22 protein-coding genes and 1 tRNA gene are annotated in these 21,925 nt (G+C 64.5%); 7 read left to right on the top strand and 16 right to left on the bottom strand.

Going from position 1 to position 21,925, the window contains the following annotated elements:
* Nucleotides 1-4: 4 nt before the first annotated feature.
* Nucleotides 5-1,219 carry an MFS transporter gene (locus EJ903_RS22805; RefSeq protein ID WP_210211525.1) on the bottom strand — a complete coding sequence of 405 codons (1,215 nt, stop codon included), beginning with the start codon at nt 1,217-1,219 and terminating at the stop codon, nt 5-7.
* Between EJ903_RS22805 and EJ903_RS27415 the strand changes: the two genes are divergently transcribed.
* A complete protein-coding gene (locus EJ903_RS27415; protein WP_210211526.1) occupies nt 1,113-1,418 on the top strand; it encodes a hypothetical protein in 306 nt (101 codons plus the stop codon). The two genes, EJ903_RS22805 and EJ903_RS27415, sit on opposite strands and share 107 nt — an antisense overlap.
* Nucleotides 1,419-1,472: 54 nt before the next feature.
* On the opposite strand, the gene EJ903_RS22800 is transcribed toward EJ903_RS27415, so the two are convergent.
* From EJ903_RS22800 to EJ903_RS22785, 4 genes are all read right to left on the bottom strand, one after another.
* Nucleotides 1,473-2,771, bottom strand: a complete 1,299-nt coding sequence (locus EJ903_RS22800; protein ID WP_126619793.1) for a TRAP transporter large permease — start codon at nt 2,769-2,771, stop codon at nt 1,473-1,475.
* Nucleotides 2,772-2,783: 12 nt separating this feature from the next.
* Entirely contained in the window at nt 2,784-3,374 is a 591-nt protein-coding gene (locus EJ903_RS22795) for a TRAP transporter small permease (protein WP_174237351.1), read from the bottom strand.
* 79 nt (nt 3,375-3,453) lie between these two features.
* Nucleotides 3,454-4,473, bottom strand: coding sequence for a TRAP transporter substrate-binding protein (locus tag EJ903_RS22790; RefSeq protein WP_126619791.1), 1,020 nt, complete (start codon nt 4,471-4,473; stop codon nt 3,454-3,456).
* A gap of 80 nt (nt 4,474-4,553) precedes the next feature.
* Nucleotides 4,554-5,570, bottom strand: a complete 1,017-nt coding sequence (locus EJ903_RS22785) for a TRAP transporter substrate-binding protein (RefSeq protein ID WP_126619789.1) — start codon at nt 5,568-5,570, stop codon at nt 4,554-4,556.
* Between the two features lie 343 nt (nt 5,571-5,913).
* Here EJ903_RS22785 and EJ903_RS22780 point away from each other — a divergent pair, with 343 nt between their 5' ends.
* On the top strand, nt 5,914-6,810 hold the full coding sequence (locus EJ903_RS22780) for a LysR substrate-binding domain-containing protein (protein ID WP_126619787.1): 897 nt from the start codon (nt 5,914-5,916) through the stop codon (nt 6,808-6,810).
* A gap of 46 nt (nt 6,811-6,856) precedes the next feature.
* On the opposite strand, the gene EJ903_RS22775 is transcribed toward EJ903_RS22780, so the two are convergent.
* From EJ903_RS22775 to EJ903_RS27070, 3 genes are all read right to left on the bottom strand, one after another.
* Nucleotides 6,857-7,765: a hydroxymethylglutaryl-CoA lyase gene (locus EJ903_RS22775; protein ID WP_126619785.1), complete on the bottom strand. Its 909-nt coding sequence runs from the start codon at nt 7,763-7,765 to the stop codon at nt 6,857-6,859.
* The gene (locus EJ903_RS22770; protein ID WP_126619783.1) at nt 7,762-9,024 is read right to left on the bottom strand and encodes a CaiB/BaiF CoA transferase family protein; all 1,263 of its coding nucleotides are present in this window, start codon (nt 9,022-9,024) and stop codon (nt 7,762-7,764) included. The genes EJ903_RS22775 and EJ903_RS22770 overlap by 4 nt, the downstream gene beginning before the upstream one ends.
* A gap of 144 nt (nt 9,025-9,168) precedes the next feature.
* Nucleotides 9,169-9,330, bottom strand: coding sequence for a hypothetical protein (locus EJ903_RS27070; protein WP_158627990.1), 162 nt, complete (start codon nt 9,328-9,330; stop codon nt 9,169-9,171).
* Between the two features lie 116 nt (nt 9,331-9,446).
* Here EJ903_RS27070 and EJ903_RS22765 point away from each other — a divergent pair, with 116 nt between their 5' ends.
* From EJ903_RS22765 to EJ903_RS22750, 4 genes are all read left to right on the top strand, one after another.
* Nucleotides 9,447-10,343, top strand: coding sequence for an NAD(P)-dependent oxidoreductase (locus tag EJ903_RS22765; RefSeq protein WP_126619781.1), 897 nt, complete (start codon nt 9,447-9,449; stop codon nt 10,341-10,343).
* Between the two features lie 46 nt (nt 10,344-10,389).
* Nucleotides 10,390-12,084 carry an IlvD/Edd family dehydratase gene (locus tag EJ903_RS22760; protein ID WP_126619779.1) on the top strand — a complete coding sequence of 565 codons (1,695 nt, stop codon included), beginning with the start codon at nt 10,390-10,392 and terminating at the stop codon, nt 12,082-12,084.
* 109 nt (nt 12,085-12,193) lie between these two features.
* Nucleotides 12,194-13,546: an NAD(P)H-dependent oxidoreductase gene (locus EJ903_RS22755; RefSeq protein WP_126619777.1), complete on the top strand. Its 1,353-nt coding sequence runs from the start codon at nt 12,194-12,196 to the stop codon at nt 13,544-13,546.
* An 83-nt stretch (nt 13,547-13,629) separates the two neighbouring features.
* On the top strand, nt 13,630-14,007 hold the full coding sequence (locus tag EJ903_RS22750) for a VOC family protein (protein ID WP_126619775.1): 378 nt from the start codon (nt 13,630-13,632) through the stop codon (nt 14,005-14,007).
* 159 nt (nt 14,008-14,166) lie between these two features.
* Here the strand turns inward: EJ903_RS22750 and EJ903_RS22745 are convergent, their stop codons facing one another.
* The 6 genes from EJ903_RS22745 to EJ903_RS22720 form a co-directional block, all read right to left on the bottom strand.
* Nucleotides 14,167-14,949, bottom strand: coding sequence for an MlaA family lipoprotein (locus EJ903_RS22745; RefSeq protein WP_158627989.1), 783 nt, complete (start codon nt 14,947-14,949; stop codon nt 14,167-14,169).
* A gap of 67 nt (nt 14,950-15,016) precedes the next feature.
* Complete coding sequence (locus tag EJ903_RS22740; protein ID WP_126619771.1) at nt 15,017-16,444, bottom strand: sensor histidine kinase; 1,428 nt, start codon at nt 16,442-16,444, stop codon at nt 15,017-15,019.
* A gap of 1 nt (nt 16,445) precedes the next feature.
* Complete coding sequence (locus tag EJ903_RS22735; protein ID WP_246015865.1) at nt 16,446-17,228, bottom strand: response regulator transcription factor; 783 nt, start codon at nt 17,226-17,228, stop codon at nt 16,446-16,448.
* A 49-nt stretch (nt 17,229-17,277) separates the two neighbouring features.
* Entirely contained in the window at nt 17,278-17,943 is a 666-nt protein-coding gene (locus EJ903_RS22730; RefSeq protein ID WP_158627988.1) for a siderophore-interacting protein, read from the bottom strand.
* Nucleotides 17,944-18,010: 67 nt separating this feature from the next.
* The gene (locus tag EJ903_RS22725; protein ID WP_210211524.1) at nt 18,011-18,775 is read right to left on the bottom strand and encodes a DODA-type extradiol aromatic ring-opening family dioxygenase; all 765 of its coding nucleotides are present in this window, start codon (nt 18,773-18,775) and stop codon (nt 18,011-18,013) included.
* Between the two features lie 102 nt (nt 18,776-18,877).
* Nucleotides 18,878-19,291, bottom strand: coding sequence for a DoxX family protein (locus EJ903_RS22720; RefSeq protein WP_126619765.1), 414 nt, complete (start codon nt 19,289-19,291; stop codon nt 18,878-18,880).
* 183 nt (nt 19,292-19,474) lie between these two features.
* Here EJ903_RS22720 and EJ903_RS22715 point away from each other — a divergent pair, with 183 nt between their 5' ends.
* Nucleotides 19,475-20,329 carry a LysR family transcriptional regulator gene (locus tag EJ903_RS22715; protein ID WP_246015864.1) on the top strand — a complete coding sequence of 285 codons (855 nt, stop codon included), beginning with the start codon at nt 19,475-19,477 and terminating at the stop codon, nt 20,327-20,329.
* 18 nt (nt 20,330-20,347) lie between these two features.
* Here EJ903_RS22715 and EJ903_RS22710 read toward each other — a convergent pair whose 3' ends face one another.
* Nucleotides 20,348-21,163 carry a MipA/OmpV family protein gene (locus tag EJ903_RS22710; protein WP_158627987.1) on the bottom strand — a complete coding sequence of 272 codons (816 nt, stop codon included), beginning with the start codon at nt 21,161-21,163 and terminating at the stop codon, nt 20,348-20,350.
* Nucleotides 21,164-21,838: 675 nt separating this feature from the next.
* Nucleotides 21,839-21,915: transfer RNA gene (locus EJ903_RS22705), tRNA-Met, on the bottom strand.
* Between the last annotated feature and the right edge of the window lie 10 nt (nt 21,916-21,925).

Below are 21,925 nucleotides of genomic sequence, written 5' to 3'. Positions count from 1 at the left end.
AACATCAGGAATGAACGGGGGTGTTGGTCGCCAGCCCCGGTGACGGGCGGGACACCCGCCAAATCAACAGGACGCCAAGGGTCGCGCAGACGGCGATGGACCCCAGCCCCCCTTCGAAGCCGCCGAAACGGTCACGGAACTGGCCCATGATGGTCGGCTGGATGAAGCCGGACAGATTGCCCACCGCGTTGATGGCCGCAATGCCGGCCGCAAAGGCCGCGCGCGGCAGAACGGTGGGCGGCAGCGACCAGAACAGCGGCAGGGCGGAGAAAATACCGGCACTCGCCACACACAGAAAGGCCAGCTTGACAACCAGCGTGCTGGAAAACGCCGTACCGATCAGACCGACGATGGACACAAGCACCGCCGAACAGATGTGCAGACGGCGTTCGCCCAACCGATCAGACCGCGCCCCCCACAGGATCATGGCGATCCCGGCGCAGGCGAAGGGCAGCGCGGAGAGCAGACCAACCGTCAACTTGGACCCACCAAACCCGGACACGATCTGCGGCATGAAAAAGCTGAGGCCGTAATTGATGCCGGTCAGGCCGAACCACGCCACCGCCAACAGCAGAACAGCGGGGGTGCGCACCACGCTCCAGAAGCCGACATGCGCGGTGGCCACGCCCTCGTTCTGCGCCAGCGCCTGGCTCAACCACGTCTTCTCATCCTCCGCCAGCCAGGCGCAATCATCGGGCTTGTCGGACAGCACGAGATAGACAACCGGGGCCAACAGGATCGCGGGCAGCGCTTCGATGATGAACAGCCATTGCCAGCCATGCAGGCCCCAAACGCCATCCATGCCCAGGATCAGACCCGACACCGGCGAACCGATGACGCTGGCCACCGGCATGGCGGCCATGAACGCGCCGATGAAGCGGCCGCGATAGGCGGGCGGAACCCAATGGGTCAGGAAGAAGATGATGCCCGGAAAGAACCCGGCCTCCGCCGCGCCCAGCAGCAAGCGCACCACGTAAAAGCTGGTGGCTCCCTGCACAAAGGCGGTTCCCGCCGACAACAGCCCCCACGTCACCATGATCCGCGCGATCCACAGCCGCGCGCCGTAGCGCTCCAGCGCCAGGTTCGATGGAACCTCCGCCAAGACGTAGGTGATGAAAAACAATCCCGCGCCAAATCCAAATTGTGAGGCAGACAGCCCAATGTCCGCGTTCATCGTCAGCGCCGCAAAGCCGACATTGACACGGTCAAGAAATGACACGACGAAGCAGATGAACAAAATTGGCAGAAATCTCCTGGTGATTTTTGCCATGGTCCTTGTGGAAACGGCATCGTTCATTGTTTTTTCCTCCCGATCCGAACGTCATGTGACGCGATTGGATGATTTGTTTGTTTTTCCAGCAATCATCATGCAATCGGATGCGGGTTCAAGTGGCGGATCGCGATTGCCGCCATCGTGATCCGGGATGGCGGCAATCGTGTCGTGCTCAATCCCCCCGCCACCATCCATTCCTTCACATCATCCCGAGCGTCCGGGGCAACCAAAGCGACAAAATGGGCGCATAGGTGATGAGAACGAGAAAGCCCAGCATCGCCAGCAACCATGGCCACACCGCCACCGTCAGTTCGGTGATGCCCATCTTGGTGATGCCGCTGGCGACGTAGAGGTTGAGACCAACCGGCGGATGGCACATGCCGACCTCCATGTTGACCACCATGATGATGCCGAAATGGACCGGATCGACGCCCAGCGTCACCGCCACCGGAAACAGGATCGGGGCCATGATGAGGACGATGGAGGACGGCTCCATGAAATTGCCCGCCATCAGCAGCAGAAGATTGGTCACGAGCAGGAAGGCGACAACGCCAAAGCCCTGCGACACGATCCAATCGGCCACATGCTGCGGGATGTTTTCCGAGGTCAGGACAAAGGAGAACAGCACAGCGTTGGTGATGATGTAGAGCAGCATCGACGACATGCTGGCCGACGACAGCAGCACCTTGGGCACGCCCAACAGCGGCATGTCCTTGTAAACAAAGACCGCGATGACAAAGGCGTAGACCGCGCTCATCGCCGCCGCTTCGGTCGGGGTGAACGCCCCGGTGTAGATGCCGCCGATGACGATGACGATCAGCAACAGGCCCCAGATCGCCTCACGAAACGAACGCCAGCGTTCCCCCGCGCTGGCCTTGGGCATGCGCGGATAGCCGAACTTGCGCGCCCGGTGCCAGGTCACGCCGCCCAACAGCGCGGCCAGCATCAACCCCGGAATCACCCCGGCCATGAACAACTGCCCGACGGAGGCCGAATGCTGGCTGCCGCTGGTCGCCACGGAATACATCACCATCACGATGGACGGCGGGATCAGAATGCCCAACGCGCCCGACGTGGTGATGACGCCCGCGCCGAACTGACGGGGAAAGCCCTGCTGCACCATCGCGGGCAACACGATGGAGCCGATGGCGACCACGGTGGCCGGGCTGGACCCCGACACCGCCGCGAACAGGGCGCAGCCCAACACACCGGCCAACCCAAGCCCGCCATGCCAATGGCCGACCATGGCTGTCGCAAAGTTGATCATGCGGCGGGCCACCCCGCCATGCGTCAGGAAGTTGCCCGCCAGAATGAAGAACGGGATCGCCATGATCTCGAACTTCTCGATGCCGGTGAACAGCTTCAGCGCCACCGCCTGCACCGGAACCTCGGTCATGGTGAACAGGAAGGTCAGAACGGTCAGACCCAGCGAAATGGAAATCGGCATGCCGGTCAGCATCAGGACCAGCAGAAGGCCGAAAATGATGGCCGCGCTCATGGCGTGCCCCCTTTAGGAACGGGTGATGTCGGTGGGCGATGGGGTGGCGACGCCGAGCGGCGGTCCATCCTCCAGCCCGTCGACATGGCCATGATCGTGATGCGGCAACACGCCGGTGCGCAGAAACGCGACCATGACCTGAAGAAAGCGGAAGCACATCAGATAGGACCCCAGCGGGATCGCCAGATAGACGATCCACATCGGCCATTCCAGATCGGCCGAGGTCTGTTCGGTCTGCGCCATGTGCCAGACGAAATTGCTCCCCAGAGAGCCGACGGTGCCGGTGAACAACGCCCCCGCCAGCAGACCGATCACGATGAAACGGCCCCGCGCGGCGGGTTCCAGCCGGTTGACCACAACATCGACGCCAACATGAATCCCGGTGCGCACGCCATAGGCCGCCCCGAATTTGGCCATCCACACGAACATGTAGATGCACAGCTCCTGCGCCCAGGCGAAATCCCAGTGCAGGATGTAATTCTGGATGACCGGCAGACCCGAGGCGTAGCGGTGCACCACCGCCACAAAGATGATCGTGGTCGCGCCCCCCATCAGCGTCGCGATGAGGATTTCCTCCAAGCGATCAAGGCATTTCAACAACATGAGGTCTCCGTAGCGCGGCATCGCGCAGGCGGTTGGAACGGAACGGGGGAAACCGACGCTTCCCCCGGAGCGCGTCGGATCAGAAGCGGGAGGGGTCGAATCCGGTCGCTTTGTAGATGCTTTTAATCAGCCCATCACCGACGCGGGCCGCCATCATCTTGTGAACCGGCAAAAGCGCCTTTTTCAAACCGGCCTTTTCCTGGGGCGTCAGCTCAACGATGTCGGTCTTGCCCGATTTGCGGATGGCGTCCAGCGCCGCGTCATCGTCCTGCTTGGCGATGCTGTTGAAATAGGCCGTGCTGTCCTTGATCGCGGTGGTCAGCACCCCACGCAACTCGACGGGCAGTTCATCCCAAAAGCGCTTGTTGGTCAGCAACAGATAGCCGTGATACCCGTGGTTGGTGACGGTCAGCGCCTTTTGCACCTCGTGGAACTTCTGGGTGTAAATGTTGGAAAAGGGGTTTTCCTGCCCATCGACCACCCCGGTCTGCAACGCCTGATACACTTCGGAAAAGGCAAGAACCTGCGGCAGCGCGTTCAGGGCGCGCATTTGGGCGTCCAGAACCTTGGACGATTGGATGCGCAGTTTCAGCCCCTTGAAATCCTCCGGCGTGCGCAGCGGCCGGTTGGCCGTCATCTGCTTGAAGGAATTGTCCCAAAAGGCCAGGCCGGTGATGCCACGGGATTCAGCCTTCTTCAAAAGCTCCTGCCCGATGGGGCCTTGCGTGACCTTCTGGGCGTCGGCCATGCTGTCGAACAGATAGGGAAGATCGAACACCTCGAACTCGCGCAGCCCCATCGATCCCAGCTTGGCGTAGGCGGGGGCGAGCAACTGCACCGCGCCCAACTGCAGGGCCTCGATCTCCTCCTTGTCCTTGTAAAGCTGGCTGTTGGGGTAGACCTCGACCACAACGCGCCCGTTGGTTCGTTCTTCGACCAGCCTCTTGAAATACTCGGCGGCCTTCCCCTTTGGCGCGTCGGCGGTCACGACATGGCTGAATTTGATGGTGATGCGGTCCTGGGCAACCGCCGGAAGCGCCATGGCCCCCAAGGCGACAGCCCCCAGAATGACGGCGTGCGACAGCGAACGAAGGAACATGGCGATGCCCCCTTCAGAAATCGGAATATGGGTTGGAATGTGGGCTTGAAACGGAAGACGCGACGGGGCCGCGCACAGGCTTACGGCACGGTGAAGCCGGTTTCCTTGTGGATGGCCTCAATCAGATCCCGGCCCACCCGTTGCCCCATGTCCGCGTGCATCGGCGCCAAGGCCTTACGCCATGCGGCTTCCTGTTCGGGCGTCAGAGTGTGGTAGGTCGATTTGCCGGACGCCTTCATCGCCGCCAACGCGTTGGCGTTGTCGGTCTGGGCGATCTGGTTGACATAGGCGGTGGCGTCGCGCATCGCCCCTTCCAGGATCGGCCGCAGGTCCGTCGGCAAGCCCTCCCAGAAGGTCTTGTTCACGATCACGACGTAGCCGATGTACCCGTGGTTCGACAGCGTCGTGTGCTTTTGAACCTCGTCGATCTTCTGGGTCATCTGGTTGGACGGGGTGTTTTCCGTGCCATCGACCACGCCGGTTTGCATGGCCTGATACACTTCGGAAAAGGCCATCACCTGTGGCAGCGCGCCCAGCGCCCGGAACTGCGCCTCCAAAACCTTGGAGGACTGGATGCGCATCTTCAGGCCTTTGAAATCCGCCGGCACCAGCAACGGGCGGTTGGCGCTCATCAGCTTGAAGCCGTTGTCCCAATAGCCCAGGCCGATGATCCCCTTGGATTCCAGCTTTTTCAGCAACGACCGCCCGATGGGCCCCTCCGTCACCTTGCGCAGCGCTTCGGTGTTCGGGAAGATGTAGGGCAGATCGAACACCTCGAACTCTTTGGCCCCGAGCGGGCCGAATTTCGACAGGGCGGGGGCCAGCATTTGGACGGCCCCCAGTTGCAGCGCCTCGATCTCCTCCTTGTCCTTGTAAAGCTGGCTGTTGGGGTAGACCTCGACCTTCACCTTGCCGCCGGAGCGCGCCTCGGCCAGTTCCTTGAACTTCTCCGCCCCCTTTCCCTTCGGGGTGTCCGGCGTGACGACGTGGCTGAATTTGATGATGATGGGCGATTGCTGCGCCGCAGCCCCTCCGGGGGTCAGCGCCAACGACGACACGCCGATGGCCAAAGCCATCAGCCAAGACTGAATCTTCATGCATTCCTCCCAAATCGGTCGATGAATTGGCGGCTGTGCGCAACACCACGCCGATCCCGCCGGGCGAACCGGCGTCGATTGTTCTTTTTGCGGATGATCGGCGACGCCTTCGATAAGGCCACGCCACCCGACCCAGCGGAATCACTGTTTGGGAACGCGCGGCATCGCGTTTGGCGATGACGGCGGATCAGCGGCGCACAGCCATCGCCGTTGACGATGACATTCGCGCCGAATGACGAATTGCATGATGGCAAAGGCGGGGACAGGATGAGTCGGCGCGCGTTGTGCCCGGCCCTCGCCGTCGCCTGGACGCACCGCGCGGCGACCGGCAGGGAGGCCCAACATGGTGCGCCACGATCTTTTGACGCTTCAACTGTTCACAGCCGTGGCGGAGTGCGGGAACATCGCCCAAGCCTCGGCGCTGCACAACATCGCGGCGTCGGCGGTCAGCAAGCGGATCGCCGATCTGGAATACGGGATGGGCGTGCCCCTGCTCTACCGCCGCCACCGGGGGGTTGCCCTGACTCCGGCGGGGGAGGTCCTGTTGCGCCACGCCCGCGCCATCACGCACATGACCGAACGCATGTCCGCCGACATGAGCGAATTCGCCAGCGGCGTGCGCGGCCATGTCCGCATCGCCGCCAACATCTCCGCCATCGCGCAATTCCTGCCCGACGATCTGGCCAGCTTCGTCAACGCCAACCCCGATGTGCGGATCGAACTGCGCGAAGAGAACAGCGACACCATCCTGGCGCTGGTGCGCGACGGTTTGGTCGATTTGGGCATCTACAACGGCGTCATGCCCGCCGACGATCTGGAAACCCTGTCCTACCGGCGGGACCGGCTGGTCGTCATCGTGCCTTGTGGCCACCCGCTGGAGGGAGCGGAGGCGGTCGCGTTCGCCCGCGTGCTCGACCATGATCTGGTTGGGCTGCAAACCGGCAGCTCGTTGCAGGCGATGTTCCGGGCGAAGGCCGCCGAGCACGGGCGCAGCATCCGCGTGCGGGTGGAGGCCATGAGCTTTGACGGCGTGCGGCGGATGGTGCGCGCCGGGTTGGGCATCGCGATCCTGCCCGATGGGGCCGCGCTGCCCTACGCCGAAACCTCGCGCTTGAGCGTGGTTCCCCTGGCCGAGCCGTGGGCGGCGCGCGAAATCCGCATCGCCGCGCGCGAGATGTCCAGCCTGCCCAAGGTGGTGCGTGTGCTGATCGACCATGTGCGGGGCCAACGCGCCGAGTGATCCCCCGCCACGGGGCCATCGGAACGCGTCACCCCCGCCACGGCCGTCAGGCCGCCACCACCCGATGGCGGGGCAACGCGCGAACATGCCCCCCCACGCACGCGCCGGGAAGGACCACCGCCCGGTCGGCGACCGCCAGCAGACGGTTCAGATCGATGCCGGTGCGGACCCCCATGTTCGCAAAGGTGAAGACCAGATCCTCCGTGGCCGTGTTGCCGGTGGCCCCTGGCGCGAAGGGGCAACCGCCCAATCCGCCGGTCGCGGCGTCGAACACGCGGATGCCCGCGTCATAGGCCGCCAGCGCGTTTGCGATTCCCAGCCCATAGGTGTCGTGGCCATGAAAGGCGAAGCCGACCTCCTCCGACCCGTATTGGCTGCGCAGCCGCCCCATCAGGCGGCGGACATGGTCGGGAAAGGCCCGCCCGGTGGTGTCGCACACCCCGAATTCCAGCGCGGGCGTCAACGCCAGCGCCTGTTCGACGAAGCGGCACACCCGATCCTCGTCCACCCGCCCCTCAAACGGGCAGTCGAAACAGGTCGCAAGGTTCAGGCGAAGCCGGAACGCGCGCGGCGCGGTGCGCAGCAGAACGGCCAGGTCAGCGAAGGACTCCTCCGTGCTGCGCGCCACGTTGGAACGGTTGTGCGCTTCGGACACCGAAATCACGAACACGATCTCGTCCACCCCGGCCGCCAGCGCCAGCAGGCCACCCTTGGCGTTGGGGGCGAGAACCGATATCCGCCGCCCCGTCGGCGCACCAATGGCGGCCAGAACCTCCCGGACATCGGACATCTGCGGAATGGCCTTTGGGCTGACGAAGGCCCCCGCCTCCAACCGCGTGACACCGGCGTCCAGCAGACCTTGGCACACGGCGATCTTGTCCGCCGTCGGGATGATGGGAACAACGGCCTGGAAGCCATCGCGCGGCCCAACCTCGACAATCTCCACGACGCTCATATCACCCCCTCCGCCGCAAGCTGTTCCATCATGGTCTGGGACAGGCCCAGCAAACCGCCATACACCTCGGCGTTGTGCGCGCCCACCTCCGGGCCGGGCCATCGGATGCCCCCGCTGGCCACGCCGCCGCTGAACATCGGCAGGGGTGCCGGATGCAGCACGGTTCCAAAGGCCGGATCCTCGACCTCCCGGATCATGCCGCGTGCCAGGAACTGCCGGTCGTTGGCGATGTCGGCAACCGAATAGATCTTCGTCGCCGGAATGTTCACAGCGTTGAGGCGTTCAACCGCATCATCGACCGTCAGGCCGCCGGTCCACTCCCCGATGATCGCGTCCAGCGCCTCGGCGTGGCGCACCCGGTCCGGGTTTTCGGCAAAGCGTGGATCGCGCGCCAGAGCGGGCCGATCCATCAGCGTGGCCAGCGCCACGAACAGCGGGGTTGAGTTTGCGGCGATCAGCACCCATTCGCCGTCCTTGCAGCGGTAGGCGTTCGACGGCGCGTTGGTGGGCAGGGTCGAGCCGGTCGGTTCGCGCACCTTGCCCAACAGCCCATATTCCGGCAGGCACCCTTCCATCAGGCTGAGAACCGATTCGGTCAGCGCGACATCGACCACCCGCAATTCCGGGGTTTGCCGCGCGCGCTGGTCCAAAATCGCGGCCAGCGCGCCGAACGCGCCATACAGGGCGGCGACGCTGTCGCCCAGGCTGACGCCGGTGCGGGCGGGCGGCAGATCGGTGACGCCGTCGGGAAAGGCGGTCAACCGACGGATGCCGCCAATCGCCTCGCCAATCACGCCAAAGGCCGACCGATCCGCGTAGGGGCCGCTCTGGCCATAGCCCGAGATCCGCACCAGCACCAAACCGGGTCGGGCGCGTTGCAGGGCGTCGTGATCCAGGCCCCAGCGTTCCAACTGGCCCGGCCGGTAATTCTCGACGAGAACGTCGCATTCCCGCACCAGGTCGAGCAGCAGCGCTTTCGCGCGCGCGCTCTTCATGTTCAGGGTGATCGACCGCTTGTTGCGCCCGTGCACCGACCACCAGATGGACGACCGCCCACCCTGCATCTCGCCCCAGCCCCGCACCGGATCGCCGCGACCGGGGGCCTCCACCTTGATGACGTCGGCCCCGAGATCGGCCATCAGACGGGTGCAGAAGGGTCCGGCGATGAAATGGCCCAGCTCCAGCACGCGCAGGCGCGTCAAAGGACCTTCGGCCAACGGCGGGGTTGCGGGGGGTGCGGCGGTGGGCTGCGCGCTCATGACGGTCGTCCTTGCACAGGCGAATGGCGGCGGGGCGCTGATGCACCCGCAATGTCAACCCGGACGGCGGTCGATGACGGCTGTCGATCCGGCATGACAGCGTCGCATGGTCACGCACACGCGCTGAAGACGCCCCTTGCGGGTTCAAACATCGCCATCCGCGATGCCCCCCCCCTGCATCGCCATGCCTTGAATTTCCATCGCCACACATTGGATTCCCATAGGAATGGCGAACCATCTTCGGTGGCGATGGTTGCCGTCGCCAACGGTTGATGGCGTCGCGGCTTTCCCCGCTTCATCGTTCATCCATCGTCGAACACGGCGGCAGTGGTCCACAAAGCCACCAAACCCGCCCAGCGCGTGTGGCGCGCCCGCATCGACAGACGATCCAGATGACTGGGCAAAACAAGTGGGGAAACGACATGAAGGTCGGATTTATCGGGCTTGGCCAGATGGGCAAGCACATGGCGCTCAACCTTGCCGGTTCGGGCCACCCGTTGACGGTCAGCGATCTTCGCCCGGAGTCCTTCGCGGCGTTTGACCGGGCGACGGTGCGGACGACGACGGACGCCCGCGACACCGCCGACGCCGATGTGATCTTCTTCAGCCTGCCCAACGGCGATGTGCTGAAATCCCTGCTGTTCGGTGACGATGGGCTGGCCGCGCGGTTGCGCCCCGGCCAAATCCTGGTCGACACCAGCACCATCACCTATGGCGCGGCGGTGCAGGTGGGCAAAGACCTTGGCGCGCGCGGCATCACCTTCCTCGACGCCCCGGTGTCGGGGATGGAGGCGCGGGCGAAGGACGGAACGCTGACCTTCATGTGCGGCGGCCCGCGCGACGCGTTCGAAACGGTGCGCCCGCTGATGGCCGTGATGGGCAACACCATCCTGCACATGGGCGGATCGGGCAGCGGGCAACTGACCAAGCTCATCAACCAGCTTCTGTTTGACATCAACATGGCCGCGCTGGCCGAGATTCTGCCGATGGCGGTCAAGATGGGGTTGGACCCGGTGCAGGTCGGTCAGGTGGTCAACAGCGGCACCGGCCGTAGCTACGCCTCCGAATTCTTCATTCCCAACATTCTCCAGGACCGTTTCAGCGCCGGATACCCGATGCGCGCCGCCTACAAGGATCTGGTCAGCGGGGCCGACATTTCGGCCAGCGTCGGCATTCCGCTGCCGGTTCTGGCGGCGGCCACAGCCACCTATCAACAGGCTCTGCTGCGGGGCCACGGCGACAAGGACAAGGGCGGCATGATCCTCGTGTTCGAGGAGCTGCTGGGCGTCCGCTTCCGCCAAGGTGATGCCGCCCTTTGAGCCGCGTTCAACGCGTTCCGCCCCCTTCGACCACGGATGTTTCACCATGACCAGCCCCAAGGGTCTTGATCGCGGCCTGACCAACTACGGCGACCGTGATTTCGCGCGCTTCCTGCGCCGTTCCTTCGCCCGTTCCACCGGCCTGTCGCCGGATCTGTTGAGCAAGCCCATCGTCGGCATCGCCATGACGCCGTCGGGCTTCAACAACTGCCATCGCCACATGCCCGATCTGGTCGATGCGGTGTCGCGCGGGGTTCTCGCCGCTGGGGCGCTGCCCATGGCCTTTCCGACCGTGTCGTTGGGCGAGGTGTTCCTCAACCCCACCAGCATGATGTACCGCAACCTGATGGCCATGGACACCGAGGAGATGATCCAGGCCCAGCCGATGGACGCGGTGGTGATGATCGGCGGCTGCGACAAGACGGTCCCGGCCCAACTGATGGCCGCCGTGTCGGCGGGGCTGCCCGCGATCCAGTTGGTGACGGGGCCGATGTCCACCGGACGCCACCGGGGCGTGCGGCTGGGGGCCTGCACCGATTGCCGGGGTTTCTGGGGCAAATACCGGGCGGGGACCGTCGATGCCGAGGAAATCGCCACCGTGGAAGGGCGGTTGTCGGTGACGGCGGGAACCTGCGCGGTGATGGGCACGGCCAGCACCATGGCCTGCATCGCCGAAACGCTGGGCATGTCGCTGCCCGGCACGGCGGCCATCCCGGCGGTGCATTCCGCCCGTCTGGTGGCGGCGGAGGAAAGCGGCAAGGCGGCGGTGCGCCTGATCGCCAACCCGATCACCCCGACGCAGATCATCACGCGGGAATCGGTGGAAAACGCCTTTCGGGTGCTGATGGCGCTGGGCGGCTCGACCAACGCCATCATCCACTTGACCGCCATCGCCGGCCGGGCGGGCATCCGCATCCCGATGGAGCGGCTGAACGCCATCTCCGATGAAACGCCGGTCCTGGTCGATCTCAAGCCGGTGGGCGAAGGCTATATGGAGGATTTCTTCGCGGCGGGCGGCGTCGGCGCGGTGCTGCGCGAACTGCGCCCGCTGCTGCACCTCGACACCATCGACGTGGAGGGCCGCACCCTGCGCGAACGGTTGGAAGAGCCGTTGGACTGGGTGGATCCGGCGGTGATCCGCCCGGCGTCCAACCCGGTGTCCCCGGTGGGCGGCCTGATCGCCCTTCAGGGCAGCCTCGCCCCGGACGGAGCCATCTTCAAACGCGCCGCCGCCACCCCGGCCCTGTTCGAAACCGAGGGCCGCGCCGTGGTGTTCGAGGATCTGGAGGATCTGAGCCGCCGGATCGACGATCCCGACCTCGACGTCACCGCCACCGATGTGCTGGTCCTGAAAAACGCCGGACCGCACGCGGCGGGCATGCCCGAAGCGGGCTATCTGCCCATTCCCAAGAAGCTGGCCCAGGCCGGGGTCAAGGACATGGTGCGGGTGTCCGACGCCCGCATGTCGGGCACGGCCTTTGGCACCATCGTTCTGCATGTGGCCCCGGAGGCGGCGGCGGGCGGGCCGCTGGCCGCCGTGCGCAACGGCGACCGCATCCGCCTGTCGGTGGCGGAAAAGCGGATCGATCTGCTGGTCGATGAGGCCGAAATCCGCCGCCGTCTGGCCGACCATCGCCCGCCGCCCAAGCCGGTGCGTGGCTACAAGGCGCTCTACCGCCGCGAAGTGACCCAGGCCCCGGACGGCTGCGACTTCCGCTTCCTGATGCCGGACGCCGATTGATCCCCGACGACGATTGACCGGGTGGCGGCGGTCCAAGCGGTCGCCTCTCCCCCTCCCCCACCAACGACACAGGGCGCGGCGGTCGTTTCGCCGCGCTGGAGGTCCATGCATGAATCTGTTCAGCAAGTTGCGTGAACGCGACGCCGCCGGAAATCCGGTGCGCGTCGGTTTGATCGGGGCCGGAAAGTTCGGCACCATGTATCTGTCCCAGGCGCTGCGGACGCCGGGCATCCAGGTGGTCGGCGTTGTCGATCTGTCGCCGACCCGCGCCATGGAGAATCTGGCGCGGGTGAACTGGCCCAAGGAGCGCTATGCCGCCGCATCGCTCGACGACGCGGTGAAGACCGGCGGCACCCATGTCGGCGACGACTGGCGCGCGCTGGTGGCCCATCCAGGCGTTGACATCATTCTGGAATGCACCGGCAACCCGATCGCGGCGGTCGATCATTGCCTGGCGGCCTTCCGCAACGGCAAGCATGTGGTGAACGTCACCGTCGAAGCGGACGCCTTTTGCGGCCCGTTGTTGGCGCGCAAGGCGCGCGACGCCGGGGTGATCTACAGCCTAGCCTATGGCGATCAACCGGCGCTGGCCTGCGATCTGGTGGATTGGGCGCGCACCTGCGGCTTTCCCATCACCGCCGCCGGGCGGGGCCACAAATGGCTGCCGCATTACCGCGAATCCACGCCGGACACCGTTTGGAATTTCTGGGGCCTGACCGCCGAACAGGCGCGGGTCGGCGGTCTCAACCCCAAAATGTTCAACGCCTTCCTCGATGGTTCCAAACCGGCGATTGAAAGCACCGCCATCGCCAACGCCACCGGCCTGGAGGCCCCCGACGATGGCTTGGCCTTCCCACCCGGCTCGGTGGACGACATCCCCACCCTGATGCGTCCGGCCGCCGAAGGCGGCGTTCTCGCCCGCAAGGGCATGGTGGAGGTGATTTCCTGCCTGCGCACGGACGGAACGCCGATTCCCTACGACATCCGCAAAGGAGTCTGGGTCTGCTTCGAAGGCGACACCGAGTATCTGCGCCGGTGTTTCGAGGAGTACAAGGTCGTTACCGACCCCAGCGGGCGTTACATGTGCGCCTACAAGAAATGGCACCTGATCGGGTTGGAGCTGAGCGTGTCGGTGGCATCCGTCGGGTTGCGCGGCGAGCCGACCGGCGTCGCCACCTGCTTCAACGCCGATGTGGTCGCCACGACCAAACGCGCGCTGGCCCCCGGCGAGATTCTGGATGGCGAAGGCGGCTACACCGTGTTCGGCAAGCTCGCCCCGGCGGCCAAATCGGTGGCGCAGGGCTGTGTTCCGCTGGGCTTGGCGCACAATCTGAAAGTCGTGCGCCCCATCGCCAAGGATCAGGCCGTGACCTGGGACGATGTGGAGATCGATCCCTCGCTGGCCGCCTTCACGCTGCGCCGGGAAATGGAACAGCTCCACTTCGGCGCTGCCGCCCAGTAACATCGCCCATCACGCGCCTCCTCGGAAAACCACACCGTCCTCCCCCAACCGGGGGATGACGGGCCATCATGTGGAGAGTGTTCATGATTGTCCGCCTTGACCATTTCGTTTTGACCGTCGCCTCCATCGAACGGACCTGCGCGTTTTACGAACGCGTCCTGGGCATGGCCTGCGTCACCTTCGGCAACGGCCGCAAGGCGCTGGCTTTCGGTCAGCAGAAAATCAACCTGCATGAGGTTGGCAAGGAGTTCGAACCGAAAGCCCATCGTCCAACCGCCGGATCCGCCGACTTCTGCCTGATCACCGAAACGCCGCTGGCCGAGGTGATTGCGCATCTTCAACGGCAGCAAGTGGTCATCGAAGAAGGCCCCGTCGCCCGCACAGGCGCGATCGGCCCCATCCAATCCGTCTACATCCGCGATCCCGACGACAACCTCGTCGAGATCGCCAATTACCCGTAACGCCACCCATTTGAACATTGGTGAACGCCCCAGACGCCTTGCGGATCGCCAAAGCGCTTTTGGCAGCGTCGGTATCAGCGTCTGGGTGCCGCCTCCCCCTTGTCAGGCTTGCGGTTGAAAACCGGGCGGTCGAACGGGAGGCGAACACTGGCCTCCTTTTCAGGGTGGGAACTCCAAAGACTCCGCCTTTCCATGGGTCGGCTGACCGCCATTCCTGCCCTCTTCGATGAAAACCTCGCGGCGCTGCGCGTACACGCTGCGCAGCGTGGCGTAGTAATCCACCGAATTTCTCTCCAAATCCTCGGTCACAGGAAGCATACGGGCGCGCCCATCAACCATCCCGGCAGCGGCGGCCGAGAGTTGGACCACCTGCGCGCCCGGAACATAGCCGACCGGATCGCCGAAGAACCCCAAAGCCGTTCCAACTGAATCCCGCACATTGGAGGATCCAAACAGAGGAAGCTGGACATCCGGGCCGGATCCGACGCCCCAGACTCCCAGGGTCTGCCCGAAATCAGCCTGGTGCATCGGCAAATCCCAGTCGCTCGCCACATCGAACAGCCCAGCGGCACCCACCGTGCTGTTGACGGAAAAGCGTTGGGTCGTGATCCAGGCCCGCCCCATGTTGCCCTGGAGCATGTCGTTCACCAGCACGGCGGGCGCTTGCAGATTTTGGCTGACATTGCGCAGGCCGTTGCGGGCCGCGTCTGGAACATAGGTCTGGTAGGTTCGCGCCACGGGTTGCAAGGCGTTGCGGTCAATCCATTGATTGCCCTCAAAAATGATGCGGTTCATCGGCTCGGCGGGATCATTCCCCCCATCATGGCCGACGCGCGCGGTCGGATCGACCGGCGTTCCTGCGCAGGCGGCAACAGCCACAAGGCAGGCGAGCGCAACTGCCCGCCCCGGAAAAAATGTGCGATGCAACAAAACGGCTTTCATTGGCTCGCTCCTATATCCGCTTTCCATCATGTGGATTGCTCTGACTGACTGCTTCAGGCCGCGTTGTTCAACGCGATGGCGCGACGGTCTGGACGCTCGAGGCGACTGTCGCCGGTCGGGGCGGCGGCGTCCCCGGCAGACGCAAGTGGACGAGCAAACCACCCAGCGCCCCCGGCTCCAACCGCTCCACGGGCACGCCCATGCGCTGACACAACTCGGCGACGATCGAAAGGCCAAGCCCCACCCCCTCGTCGCCGGACCGCCCCAGCCGCTGGAAACGCGCGAACGCCCGTTGAAACGCCTCCGGCACCAGGCCGGGGCCATCATCCTCCACCAGCAGATCAAAGGCGGTCGGATCGGTGACGACGGTGTCGGCGACGGGAGTGATCGTGACGACGACGCGGCCCGGCGTTCCGGCATATTTGAGCGCGTTTTCGACAATGTTGCGCAGCACGATGGCAAGCAGTTCCGGGCGCGTCGTGACCCAAGCGGAACGCGGCGATTCCAGAACGACCTCCACCTTCCGCCTGTTCGCCAATGGAACCAGATCGGCGACGACCGACTGGACCAGCCCAACCAGATCCACGCGGTCGGCGGGATTCTGCGTCAGATCAACCGACTGGGAGCGGGTGACGTCGAGAAGCTGCGAGATCAGCCGTCCGGCCCGATCCGTGGCTTGCAATATGTTCGCAAAGCGGGGTCGGCTGTGGTCAGGTAGTTCCTCTCCAAGGGCTTCGACCTGCGCTCGGATCGCGGTCAGCGGCGTGCGCAGTTCGTGCGCTGCGCTTGAGACGAAGTCACGCTCACGCGCCAGCACAACCCGCAGTCCCGCCATCAGGGCGTTGAGCGCACGGGCCACCCCCCGCAATTCGTCCGGCGCCTCCATCTCGTCCAGCGGCTCTAGATTGTCCTCGCCACGCTCGCACACCTGTTCGGCGAACGCGCCGAGCGGCACCAGACCAGAACGGACGCCGACGCCAAGAGTGATGGCGATCAGGACCGTGCTGACCAGCACATAGGCCGCGACCAACCCCGCCACATGGAGCGAAGAGAACAACGGATCGAACAGATTGACGCCGATCACCACCCGCGTGCCGCTGCGCTCGTCCTCGAAACCATGGAAGATCCGTGTGGTGTCGCCGACATCAGCCTCACCGTGCATTGGCAAAGCCAGCAGCCGATCCGACGGCAGCGCCTCCGAACTGTAGAGAAGCCGCCCATGGCGGCTGACGACAACCAAATAATCGCCAAGATCGGCATCCGGTCCACGCCACCCTTCCAGGCGCGGCATCGTCATCGGCGGAGTTGCGACGGTTGGCGTCGGCTGGCTCGACGCGAAAGCCAGGATCAGTTGCGCCGTGTGGGCGGTTCGATTGTGGATCGACTGCCTGTATTCCAGCGCGACCGCGATGATGATCAGGGCGGATGCCGGTGCCCACACCGCCGCGATCAGCCAAGCCAGACGACGTTGCAGCCGTGCGCGGATCGACAGCATTCTATTCTCTCGGCAGCATGTAGCCGACCCCACGGATCGTCTGGATCAGATCGGCTCCCAGTTTGCGGCGGATCTGCGACACGAAGACCTCCAGCGTGTTGCTCTCGGCCTCGCCGTTCCAACCGTAAAGATGCTCCTCCAGCGCGTTGCGCGTGAGAACGCGCCCCTGATTTTCGACGAAACGCAACAGCAACGCGAACACCTTCGGCGTCAGCGCGACGCTCTCGCCGCCGCGCCACACCATCAAGGAAGCGGGGTCAATCCTCAGATCCCGGTATTGCCGAACTCCCGAAAGAGAGTTGCCGCGTCGGCGTGCCAGCGCCCGGCAGCGAGCCAGAAGCTCCTCCATCTCAAAGGGTTTGACCAGATAGTCGTCAGCGCCCAAATCCAAGCCCCGCACCCGGCTGTCCAGTTCGTAGCGCGCGCTCAGGATCAGGATCGGCGTTCCCGACCAATCAGCCCGCCGTTCGCGCAGGATCTCAAACCCGTCCCGGTCGGGCAGGCCCAGGTCAAGGATCATCAGATCAAAGCCCGCCAATTCCGCGATTCCATCGAGGCTCGCCCCGTCCTCAAGCCAATCAACGGTTATTCCAGCCCGGGTCAGCCGCACGCGAATCGCGTCGCCGATCAGCGGGTCATCTTCGACAAGCAAAATCCGCACGGCTTGCTCCCAACTGCTTGACGCCAGAGTTGCCGCGAAAACCTGAAGCCAGCCTGAACCATCCTGAGGAATCAGGATGGCTCTGCCGCCAACGGGGGAACTGCGGGTGGACCGCCCACCCACCGGATCGCGGTCGCCGCAGGAAGGATGATCGTCCAGGTGGAACGGCGCGTCAGTCGAGGCCGACCTTCCCCTCGGCCCAATAGGCCTTGGTCAGAATGCGATTCGGGGTGACGCCGTTCTCCCGCAACGCCCGCAACAGGCGTTGGATCGTCCGGGCGCACCCGGCAAGGACAAAGCCGGTGTCCTGATCCCACGCATGGAGCAAAGCGTCGATCATTCTGTCGAGATGGCCGTCGTCCGACTGTCGGGCGATCACGGTGGCGGGCAGCCCCAGCCAATCGGCGACGCCTTGCACGGCGTTCCTGTCGTTGACCTCGAAAAGAGCATGAGCGGGTCGCCACGCGGCGGCGAGGCCGATCACGGTTTCGTCGCCAACAAGCATCCCGGTCCGCGCGTCAAGCCGGGACAGGTCCAATGACTTGCGTGGACCGAACAGACGGACCAGTTGGCCGGGCCGGGCGTCGCGCGCCCACACCCCGCCAGGTCCGGGGGCCAGTGCGTGGGCGAAAAGCCGGGTGCGCCCCTGTTCGGCGTCCCATTCAATGGGGGTGTAGGTTCGTGTCGTCATTCCCCCACCAAGCTTGACCTGGAGCTTGTCGCCGGGTCTCCAATCAAGTCCGCGCAGCGCCGCTCCCTCCAGCGTCAGAAGATGCAGTCCCGGCGCCAGTTCGCGGTTGTCGGCGACCACGGCGGATCGGAACAGAAACTGTGTCAAGAGACGCGACACCACGCCATCGACGTCGCCGCTGGGTGAGGTCTGACCTGGCGTTGGGCTGAAGGAGTCATTCATCATGGAGGCCATCGGAAGCGCGACCGCCGAAGCGGTAGCTGGAAACGGTGACAAAGCCCATCAGCCGGTCGCGGTAGACGCAGCGCGCCGGATCGTCCCACCCGGCGCCGGCGGCCACCATCAACGGCAGAAGATGGTCTTCGCGCGGATGAACGACCCGGGCGTGGGGCGCTCGCTCCCACATGCGCAAGGATTGACGGCGGGCGACCGCGTCCTGGTCACACACGACCCGCTGCAACCAGTCGTCAAAGGCGGCGGAGGGCGCCGCCATGTCGGGGCCACGCTCGTGACAGGTCATGCCGCTGCCGATGATCAGAACGCCTTCGTCCCGCAGCACCGCCAGCGCTCGACCGGCCTGCAAATGCTCGTCCGGGTCCAGCGAACGGCGCATCGACAGTTGCACCACCGGGATGTCGGCAGCCGGCACCAGGGTCTGCAAAACGCTGTAGGTTCCATGATCATAGCCACGGGTGGCGCTTCCGGCGGCGGGCAGACCTGCGGCCTGCAGCAGGTTGACCACCCGCGCCGCGAGCGACGGCGACCCCGGACAGGCATAGCGGATGGCGTACATCTCGGGCGGGAAGCCTGTGTAGTCATAGACCATGCCGGGGGCTTCGGCGGTCGTCACCGTGAAAGCCCGCTCCTCCCAATGGGCCGATATCACGAGGATGGCGGTGGGCTGGGCGGGCCACTGGGCGGGGACGTTCAGAAGCCCCCGCTCCAGTTCCGCAAGAATCCGCCGCAGCGGACCCTGCATCCACGGCCAAGGGCCGCCACCGTGGCACAGGAAGTATGTGGGCATGCGCATGGCGATCAACCGGATAGGGTCGGAGCGGAATGGAAGCGGGGCTGGCTGCGGTCAGCGGGGTTGAATCGGCAAGGCGCGACCGCGTCCCCACAGGACGAAGGCCGTCAAGGCCACCAGCACCACGTTCATAGGAACAACCGCCGCTTCGCCGCGCGTCAGATGGAACAGCAGAGCCAACACCTGCAACACGATGATGCCGATCGCGGCGAGCGTCGTCAGGCGCGGTTGGATGCGCGTCAGCGACGGCAACAGGACGCCAAGGCCACCGAGCAGGTCCGCCACGCCCGTCACCAGCGCCAGTCGCGGATAATCCCCTGTCCAGGGGATCATCGCGGCAAGTTGGTCCGCCGACATGGACAGCTTGGTTCCGCCGGCATAAACGAAGAAGAGCGCCAACAGGCTTTGAACGGTCCACAGTCCGGGACCAAGGAGGTTGCGGCGGGGGGCGAGGGTTGCGCTGCTCATGGGAAGATCCTTTCGCTTTGGTCATTAGAGCGTTGTCGGCGGCATCGTTGCCGACCACCACATTGCCGGTCGAAAAACATCTTCGGAAGCGATATGATTTCGATGAAAACCATCTGTAAAGGAGATGGAACGTGATCGGTGCTTTAACGCTGGACCAATTGCGCGTGCTCGTCGCCATCGAGGATGGCGGGCAGCTTTTCGGCCGCCGGACGCAAGCTCAGGCGCGTGCAATCCGCCATAAGCCATGCGATTCAGACGCTTGAGGACACGCAAGGACTCCAGCTCTTCGACCGCAGCGGTCGGACGCCACGCTTCACCGAGGCTGGCCGCGTGCTGGCCACACAGGCGCGGCAGGTGCTGCGCCAGGCTGAGGCCTTTGAGCGCGCTGCGCAGTCGATCGCGGCGGGATTGGAGCCTGAGCTTTCGATCGCCGTCGACAGTTTCGTACCGACGGGTCCGGTGATCCGGGGGCTGGCCAACCTGCAACTCGCCTTTCCCGATCTGACGGTGACGCTGTTCACCGAGGGAATCGGGGCTGCGGAACGGCGCGTGCGCGATGGCGGCGCCACACTGGGACTGTGCGCGCTGCTGCCGTCTACCACGCAGGATTTGCAGGCAACGGCGCTGACACAAGTCACGCTGGCACCGGTCGTGGCACCGACGCATCCCCTGGCGAGCGAAACGCGCCCATTGACACGGGACATCCTGGCCGAGCATGTGCAACTGATCCTGACCGATCCGCTGCAACGCCCTGGCCCCAGTTTCAGCGTCGTCAGTCCCCGCGTGTGGCGTTTCGTCGACATCGCCAGCCGTCTGGAGTTCCTGCTGGCGGGGTTCGGTTGGGGAACCATGCCGCATCATCTCGTGGAAGCGGCTTTGGACTCCGGTCGGCTGGTGCGCCTGATGATCGACGACCCGGCGGTGCTGCCGGGATCAATCGGATTGTTCGCCATCCACGACCGAAGGCGTCCGCTTGGAATTGGTGCCCGCTGGCTGCTTGAAGAACTGCAACGCCAGGGCTGGTGTGCCAAGTCCTGACGGACGACGGCGGGTTTCCTACCAACGATAACTGAGACCGACGAACGCGCTGAATTGATCCGTGCTGCCCTCCTGTTTGACCAGGGGACTGTCGGCGGCGTCGCCGAGCATACGGGAATAGCCCAACCGGCTCATGGCTTGGATCGAGTCGGTCATGGCATAGCCGACGCCAACAGCGACGCCCACATCCTTGAAACCAGCGCCCGCGTCGTAGCGGGCAAATCGGCGGACGGATCGGGCGGATTGGGCGGCGGTTATGCCGAAGCTGTTGCTCATGTAATGGTCGTCGGCCCAGGTGAGGTGCGGCGATACGTTCAAACGGGTCCGGTCGCCGAACAAACGGATCGAATACTCCGCTTCGGCGGTGGCCACGAGGCCATCACGGTCGCCACCCAGGTCGCGGGCGACTTCCAAACCGAGCCCCACCGGCCCCATTTCATAGCCGAGCCGAACAACGCCCACCGCGCCGCCGTCCAGATTGCCCAACCCCTTCAGGGCGTTGTTGCTGCTTTCCTTGCGTCCCATATCGTAGCGGAGACCAAGATCGACCTTCACAGCATCGGTGGCGAACGGAGTGACCAGGATTCCCGGTCCCCCCTTTGTGGTGAGGCGCGCCCGGTCCCGCCAGGACACCTCGACAATCGGGATCGGCAGCAGCTTGTAGTCGTTGGAACCCTCGTAATCCGGCGCGTACATGCCGCCGCCGCCCAGCATGAAGGACCAGTCATTGGAAGGCTTGCCTCCCTCGTTTTCCGCCGCTTGCGCCGCGTTGCCCGCCATGTTCGCGCAGAGAATCGCCGCCAGGGCTATCCCGCAGTCGAATGATGTTTTCATGATGATGGAGTGCGCCTTATGCAAAAGTAGGTTCGGTGCCGACCTTGTCATCGCTTGCTGAATGGGACCTGAACGGAGCGAATCAACCATCTGGATCACGGAAAAACAGACAGACGTCCCAACGGATTCCCACCAGCGATGTGCGGTCCGCCCCTTCTGGCCGATTCAAGCCTCTTCTTGGAATCAGAGCTGAAGACGGCGTCGTTCAGGATCACCTTGGATAGCGCCCGTCAAGGTGGTGAAGAATCGGTCAGGCTCTGAGGTGGCCTTTGTTCAGGCGGATAACGTCCCGCCGGTCATGTACGATGCCCAGCAGCAGTCCCACCGACATCAACCGAACCACCACCTGTGGGGCTACGCCAGGGCCGCCCGTTTCTGTGCTGTGACCGCCAACCCGGTCGACACCAAGGGGCAGACGTCAGAACTTTCTGACCCTGGTATACCCTGTTCTTCGAGGTGCCCCCTCTGCCACAGCACTCGCAGAGGAGTAGGATTTGCCAACTTTTGTTATGCGCTCCTTGCATTTCAGCTATCGCATTGGGACAGCCCCCTCCGCATCTATCCTAAAGCATTCCTCCTGTCGCTTCCACGAGGCTTCCACGGAGCGGGTTCGGAGGCAGAGCACGGATATCAAAAAGCCGCTGATCCATGTTTTGGATCAACGGCTTTATGACTTGGTTGCGGGGGCAGGATTTGAACCTGCGGCCTTCAGGTTATGAGCCTGACGAGCTACCGGGCTGCTCCACCCCGCGGGCGATGGGT

Source organism: Azospirillum griseum (genome assembly GCF_003966125.1).
In the GTDB taxonomy this organism is placed as follows: Bacteria; Pseudomonadota; Alphaproteobacteria; order Azospirillales; family Azospirillaceae; genus Azospirillum; species Azospirillum griseum.
This window is presented reverse-complemented; position numbering and strand designations above follow the sequence as displayed.